The 6,594-nt window shown below is 59.9% G+C and carries 6 protein-coding genes; 4 read left to right on the top strand and 2 right to left on the bottom strand.

Annotation, left to right across the window (positions count from 1 at the left end):
• Window positions 1-85 precede the first annotated feature (85 nt).
• From ACQRD3_RS11415 to ACQRD3_RS11400, 4 genes are all read left to right on the top strand, one after another.
• The gene (locus ACQRD3_RS11415) at window positions 86-508 is read left to right on the top strand and encodes a sigma-70 family RNA polymerase sigma factor (protein WP_427781454.1); all 423 of its coding nucleotides are present in this window, start codon (window positions 86-88) and stop codon (window positions 506-508) included.
• Window positions 509-702: 194 nt separating this feature from the next.
• Complete coding sequence (locus ACQRD3_RS11410; protein WP_427781453.1) at window positions 703-903, top strand: hypothetical protein; 201 nt, start codon at window positions 703-705, stop codon at window positions 901-903.
• Between the two features lie 108 nt (window positions 904-1,011).
• On the top strand, window positions 1,012-1,188 hold the full coding sequence (locus ACQRD3_RS11405; protein ID WP_198286315.1) for a hypothetical protein: 177 nt from the start codon (window positions 1,012-1,014) through the stop codon (window positions 1,186-1,188).
• 85 nt (window positions 1,189-1,273) lie between these two features.
• Window positions 1,274-2,755 carry a recombinase family protein gene (locus ACQRD3_RS11400; protein ID WP_427781452.1) on the top strand — a complete coding sequence of 494 codons (1,482 nt, stop codon included), beginning with the start codon at window positions 1,274-1,276 and terminating at the stop codon, window positions 2,753-2,755.
• 175 nt (window positions 2,756-2,930) lie between these two features.
• Here the strand turns inward: ACQRD3_RS11400 and ACQRD3_RS11395 are convergent, their stop codons facing one another.
• The gene (locus ACQRD3_RS11395; RefSeq protein WP_427781451.1) at window positions 2,931-4,691 is read right to left on the bottom strand and encodes an NADH-dependent [FeFe] hydrogenase, group A6; all 1,761 of its coding nucleotides are present in this window, start codon (window positions 4,689-4,691) and stop codon (window positions 2,931-2,933) included.
• Entirely contained in the window at window positions 4,685-6,523 is a 1,839-nt protein-coding gene (locus ACQRD3_RS11390) for an NAD(P)-binding protein (protein WP_427781450.1), read from the bottom strand. Before ACQRD3_RS11390 ends, ACQRD3_RS11395 begins: the two co-directional genes overlap by 7 nt.
• Between the last annotated feature and the right edge of the window lie 71 nt (window positions 6,524-6,594).

The raw sequence follows: 6,594 nt of genomic DNA, 5'->3' as shown, positions 1-6,594 counted from the left end.
TGGGCAAAGGCGGTACAGGCTGCCGCTCCCCGCCTTGTCTCCGTTCAGACCGATACACCCCACCATCTGAACGGAGGAATTACAAATGACAACCGTCAATCTGAAAGACTTTTACCCGTGGTACACCCACGACGAATACATAGAGGTTTCCGAGAAAGTGGCTGAGGAACTCTACACCAGCAGGCGGCGTGAAGCGGCCCATGCGGAACGGGTGCGCTACAACAAGGCTTATTATTCCCTGGACTGTGACGATGGGATCGAATACTCCGCCTGCCTGCACGAGCCCAGCCCCCAGGAGCTCATGGATCGCAAGGAGCTGTTCTTCCGGCTGTGGAACGCCCTCAACTCCCTGCCGGAGATCCAGGGCCGCCGGGTGGACGCTCATTTGATCCTTGGAAAGAGCTACCGCCAGATCGCCCGCGAGGAGGGCGTGGACAAGAGTGCTGTCCGCTGCTCCGTGAAATGCGGGATTGAGCGCATGAAAAAATATTTGCGAAAAAATTACTAAGTTACCATCTCCATTTACCCCTCTTTTTCTGGTGGTATGTGAGAGGAAGTTCTCTCTCCGCAAAGGAGGCGCGGGGGCCGCAGGCCGCCGCCCCCTTTGTGGGGGAGCGTCGCTGCCGAGTATGGCTGTCTTATGACGGGGCAAGAAAATGAGCGCGGCGCTCCCCGCCATTTATGAAAGTGAGGGATAACAGAATGGACTATAATCCTATGTTGGCTGCTATGCTGTCCCAGCCGTGGAGCAACAACGCCTGCCGTGGCTATGTGATCTACGCGATGGAGAACTGCGGTTTTTCTCCCAACGACATCCGCCGCGTGGTGGCGGAGCTCTATGAGGTTTTCGACTTCCGCAGTCTGGAAGAGGCCCAGCAGCACTTTGAGGAAAGCCCTTACTGACTTCTGGACAAAGTGCCCAGAGGTACATATCCGGCCAAAGGCCAGCACTTTCGCGGTGCTGGCCTTTGCTATGTTTCAACACATTTATCATTGTATGGGAGGGATTTTATGCAGGCGCAGGTCAAATATGAAAGTGAAATCAAAACGGCTGTTCTCGGAGATCGGACGATCACTGTCAAAAATCTCACCCCCGTTTTTTCCCCGCAGGAGCTGGAAAAGCACAACCGCGAGATCGAGCGGCGGCTGTTTGACGTGTTCCGCAAATATGCCGGGCAGCGGGGGTAGGCCGGAGTCATCCTTGTTGTAAGGGGGCGGCAGAGGTATAATATACTTGTAGGTTGGCTCCCAACGAACAGAAAGGGAGCTAATTATGGATAATAGAATTGATGCAATTTACGGGCGGCAGTCGATTGACAAAAAGGACAGTATCAGCATTGAAAGTCAATTTGAATTTTGCCGATATGAGTTAAAAGGCGGTGAGGGTAAGGAATACAAAGACAAAGGGTATTCTGGCAAGAACATTGAGCGTCCCGACTTCCAGCGGCTCTTGCAGGACATCCGGCTGGGCCTGATTAAGCGGGTGATTGTCTATAAGTTGGATCGGATCAGCCGCTCCATTGTAGACTTTGCAAAGCTCATGGAGCTGTTCAAGCAATACGATGTGGAGTTTGTTTCCTGTACGGAAAAATTTGATACTTCCACCCCGATGGGCCGGGCGATGCTCAATATCTGCATTGTCTTTGCCCAGCTTGAACGTGAGAGCATCCAAATGCGTGTGCAGGACGCTTTCTATTCCCGGTGTGCCAAAGGCTACTATATGCGGGGGCGGACGCCATACGGCTTTGATACCGAGCCCATCGTCATGGACGGGATCAAGACAAAGAAACTGGTGGAAAACGCGGAAATGGATTTTGCCGAGCTCATGTTTCAAATGTATGCGGAGCCGGGCAATTCCTACGGCGATATAACCCGGTACTTTGTCAAACATTCCATCAAGGTCTATGACAAGGCGCTCCAGCGGGCCTTTATCTCTAAGCTGCTGAGAAACCCCGTTTATGTCCAGGCTGATATGGACATCTACGAATACTTCAAGGCCCAGGGTGTAAAAATCGAAAGTCCCCCGGAAATGTTCACAGGGGACAATAGCTGTTATCTCTATCAAGGGCGCGAGGGCGAGGAGCCAATTCTTGTGATTGCCCCGCACCAGGGCCGCATTTCTTCCCAGCTCTGGCTGACTGTTCAGCGCAAGCTGTCACAGAACACCTCTTTCCAGAATGGCCGCAAATGCCATAATACATGGCTGGCCGGGAAAATCAAGTGCGGGCGCTGCGGCTATGCGCTGGCTGCTCTGAGAGCCCAAAATGGCGTTACCTACCTGCGGTGCAAACAGCGGGCGGAAAATGGGAGCTGTGAGGGGGCCGGTACGCTGACAGCGCAAAACATGGAGGCGTTTGTGTACGGCGAGATGGTTAAGAAGATGCAGAAATTCCACACGCTGAAAGGCGGAAAGGAACAAAGCTATAATCCGAAGCTGACCGCCGCCCGTGTTGCCCTTGCAAAGACAGAGAGCGAGATCGAGAAACTTCTGGACACTTTGTCCGGGGCAAACCCGCTGCTCCTGCAATACGCAAATAACCGGATTGAGGAACTGGACGCGGAACGTCAAAAGCAGCTAAAGCTGGTGGCTGATCTCACCGCTAATTCCGTTTCCGCTTCACAGATTGACAGCATCACGGGCTATCTGGATGATTGGGAGTCCGTGAGCTTTGACGATAAGCGCAAGGTGGTTGATATTCTCATATCACAAATTGACGCTACCAGCGAGAGTGTTACAATCCACTGGAAGATCTAAAACCTTTTCACTTGGCATTATGCCTTTGTAAAAAATAGTTTAGTATAACGAAAAAATTTTTTCTGCGTAAAGGCGATTTTGAACAATTTTCAGTCGCCGAAACAGGCGATCTTTTTTCCGGAGACGACAAAATCCGGGAGGGGTTTCCCCCTCCCGGACACGCTTTATTTTGGAATTACTTCTCTGTCTCTCCGGCCTTGGCGCGCTGACTGGGCATCTGCCAATCAAAGTGGTCGGTGTGGAGCAGATGGTGGGACCGCTCGCCCAGAGGGGCCTCCAGATAGGAGCGGTAGAGCTCCGCCACATCCGGATTCTCATGGGAGAAGCGGACCTGGGCCTGGGCGTCCAGCTCCCACAGGAGGCTTCCACGGGAGGAGGCCAGCTCCTCCCCCTCGTGGATGGGCTGTCCGCCGCCGCCGGCGCAGCCGCCGGGACAGGCCATGACCTCCACAAAGTCGTACTCCGCCTCGCCCTTGTCCACGGCTTCCATCAGCCTGCGGGTATTGGCCAGGCCGCTGACCACCGCCACCCGAACCGCGCCTGCGCCGGGGATGGTGAACACGGCCTCCTTCCAGGGCTGGTCGCCCCGGACCCGAGAAAAGGCGTCGGCATCCGGATTGCTGCCGGTGACCAGGTAGTAGGCGCTGCGGAGGGCCGCATCCATCACGCCGCCGGTGGCGCCGAAGATCACCGCCGCGCCGGTGCCTGTGCCCAGGGGAGAATCGAAGTTCTCGTCCTCCAGCTCCTCGGGGCGGATCCCGTCGCTGCGCAGCAGCCGGTCCATTTCCCGGGTGGTGAGCACCACATCCACGTCTGGATCGCCGCAGGCGTCCTTCATGGTGGGCAGTTCGCACTCCATCTTCTTGGCCGAGCAGGGCATGATGGACACCACAAAAATCTTGTGGGGGTCCGCCCCGATGCGTTCGGCAAAGTAGCTCTTGGCCACCGCGCCGAACATCTGCTGGGGGGATTTGGCGGTGGAGAGGCACGCGGTGTAGCCGGGGTACTGGGATTTGAGGAACCGTACCCAGCCGGGGCAGCAGGAGGTAAACATGGGCCAGTTGTAATCGGCCCGGTGCGTAAAGCGCTGGAGAAACTCGCTGCCCTCCTCCATAATGGTGAGGTCGGCGGAAAAATTGGTGTCAAAGACGTAATCAAAGCCCATCTCCTTGAGGGCGGCCACCATCTTTCCGATGCTGGCCTGCCCGGCGGGCAGATCAAAGCTCTCCGCCCAGGCGGCCCGGACGGCGGGGGCCACCTGAACCACGGTGACGGTTTCCGGATCGGCCAGGGCGTTCAATACCCGGTTGGTCTCGTCCCGGACGGTGAGGGCCCCCGTGGGGCAGTGGGTGACACACTGCCCACAGAAGGTGCAGTCGGTGTCCCTCAGATCCCGGGCAGGGCCCACGCCCACAGTGGTGCGGGAGCCGGTGCCCAGCACGTCCCAGATGTGCATGCCCTGCACCTTGTCGCAGATCTGCACGCAGCGCATACACTTGATGCACTTCCCCGCCTCCCGCACCACGGGCACACTCAGATCCACCCGGGAGCGCTCCACCTGGGGAGAATAGGGCTGGTAGTGGATGTTCAGGTCGTGGGACAGCCTCTGGAGCTCGCAGTTTCCGCTGCGGACACAGACGGTACAGTTGGAGTTGTGCTGGGAGAGGATGAGCCGGAGGTTTGTCTTTCTGGCCTTGCGGACCCGGGGGGAGTTGGTCTGGATGTCCATGCCCTCCTCGACGGCGGTGTTGCAGGCCGGGACCAGCCGGTCGGTACCCGCCACCTCCACGATGCACATGCGGCAGGCGGCGATCTCGTTGATCTCCTTGAGGTAGCACAGGTGTGGGATGGGAATGCCCGCCTGCTGGGCGGCCGCCAGGATAGTGGTGCCGGGCTGAACCGACAGGGCCCGGCCGTTGATCTTGATCGTTACCATTTCTCCACACGTCCTCCCTTAAAGATCCCGTAGCCGAAGTGGTCGCAGCGCAGGCAGCGGGAGGATTCCTGACCGGCCTCTTCCCCGCTCATGCCGCACTCAATGCACTGGAAGTCCTGCTTGCGCTCCCCTGCCTCCCGCTCAGAGGGATTGACCCGGCCGCGGGGCCGGAGATCGGTGCAGCGGGGCGTGGGCACCTCCACGTCCGTCTTGATCTCGTGACGATAACCCAGGTACTCGTCAATGTTGGCCGCGGCAACTTTTCCGGCGGCAATGGCGCGGATAACGGTGGCCGGGCCGGTGACGCAGTCTCCACCCGCAAAGACACCCTTCATCCGGGGCAGCTGGGTGCTGGAGTCGGCCAGCATTGTGCCGCCCCGCTGGATCTGGATACCGCTCTGTTCAAAGCCGCGGGTCTCGATGCCCTGGCCGATGGCCACAATGATGACGTCGGCAGGGATGCGCACCTCTCCGGCCTGCGCCGTGACCGGAGCGGGCCGGCCCGCCCGGTCCATCTCCCCGATGATCTGGGGCTGGGCCCACAGGGCCACTGCGTTTCCGTCCCCGTCGGCTTCGATGCGCACGGGGGCATGGAGGGTCAGCAGCTCGGCGCCCTCGGCCACGGCACCCTCCACCTCCTCGGCCTGGGCAGTCATGTCCTCCTGGCGGCGGCGGTAGACGCAGGTCACGGCAGAAGCCCCCAGGCGGATGGCGGAGCGGGTCACATCCATGGCCACGTTGCCGCCGCCGATGACTACCACCCGCTTCCCGGTGAAGTCGGGCAGATCGTCGTCCCCGATGCTGCGCAGCAGTTCCACGGCCGAAACCACGCCCTTGCTGTCCTCGCCGGGGATGCCGGTCTTTTTATCGGTTTGCGCGCCGATGGAGAGGTACAGGCAGTCATAGCGTTCCTTGAGCGTGTCGAAGGCAACGTCCCTGCCCACACCCACCCCGGTATGTACCTCGATGCCCAGAGACAGGATAGAGGCGATCTCCCGGTCCATCCGCTCCCGGGGCAGGCGGTAGCTGGGGATGCCGTAGCGCATCATGCCGCCCAGCTGGCGGCGCTTTTCATAAATGGTGACCTTGTGGCCCATGAGCGCCAGGTAGTAGGCCGCGGACAGCCCGCCCGGGCCGCCGCCCACCACCGCCACCGTCTTGCCGGTGGCCTCCGCGCAGGGGGGCTGAGGCACGTCTCCGGCGGTATCCACAGCATAGCGCTTCAGTCCCCGGATGTTCAGTGCGTCGTCCACCATGCTCCGACGGCAGCGGGCCTCGCAGGGGTGCTCGCAGATGTAGGCGCAGGCCAGCGGGAGGGGATTGTCCTTGCGGATGAGGCGCACGGCGTCGCCGCAGCGTCCCGCGTTCACCAGGGCGATGTAGCCGGGGATGTCGACTCCCGCGGGGCATAGGGCCACACAGGGCACCGGGTTGCTCAGAGAGCCTAGGCAGCGGTGATGGAGGATGTGCTCCTCGTAGTCGTCCCGGAAGCCCTTGAGGCCCATCAGCACCAGGTTGGCCGCGTCGATGCCGATGGCGCAGTCCGCCGTGTCCGAGATGACCCGGGCGGTCTCCTCGATCCGATGGAGGATCCTGAGCTCCGGCTCCCCCTCCAACACCTCCCGAAGCAGTGCGGAGAGCTGGCTGAGCCCCACCCGGCAGGGCACACATTTTCCGCAGGTCTGGGCCTGACAGAGATTGAGGAAGTTCAGCGCCAGATCCACCGGACACAATCCCGGAGGGCTGGCGGCAATGCGGCGCTCCATGTTGCGGTAGAGCTGATCCACCACAGCCTGCGCCTGACTTGGGGTCTTGATGTCCAACCGACTCATTTCAGGGCACTCCTTTTTTGTCAAGCTGCCGCGTCGCTCCGCGGCGCGATTTGGCGATGAAAGCCACCAAA

Source organism: Candidatus Pseudoscillospira sp. SGI.172, assembly GCF_050313575.1.
Taxonomy (GTDB): Bacteria; Bacillota; Clostridia; order Oscillospirales; family Oscillospiraceae; genus Vermiculatibacterium.
Note: the sequence above shows the minus strand (reverse complement) of the source record. Positions and strands in the feature narration are given on the sequence as shown.

Coding starts and splice junctions, on each gene's coding strand:
- ACQRD3_RS11390 (WP_427781450.1), bottom strand. CDS start 6,523: ATGAGTCGGTTGGACATCAAGACCCCAAGTCAGGCGCAGGCTGTGGTG.
- ACQRD3_RS11410 (WP_427781453.1), top strand. CDS start 703: ATGGACTATAATCCTATGTTGGCTGCTATGCTGTCCCAGCCGTGGAGC.
- ACQRD3_RS11395 (WP_427781451.1), bottom strand. CDS start 4,691: ATGGTAACGATCAAGATCAACGGCCGGGCCCTGTCGGTTCAGCCCGGC.
- ACQRD3_RS11415 (WP_427781454.1), top strand. CDS start 86: ATGACAACCGTCAATCTGAAAGACTTTTACCCGTGGTACACCCACGAC.
- ACQRD3_RS11400 (WP_427781452.1), top strand. CDS start 1,274: ATGGATAATAGAATTGATGCAATTTACGGGCGGCAGTCGATTGACAAA.
- ACQRD3_RS11405 (WP_198286315.1), top strand. CDS start 1,012: ATGCAGGCGCAGGTCAAATATGAAAGTGAAATCAAAACGGCTGTTCTC.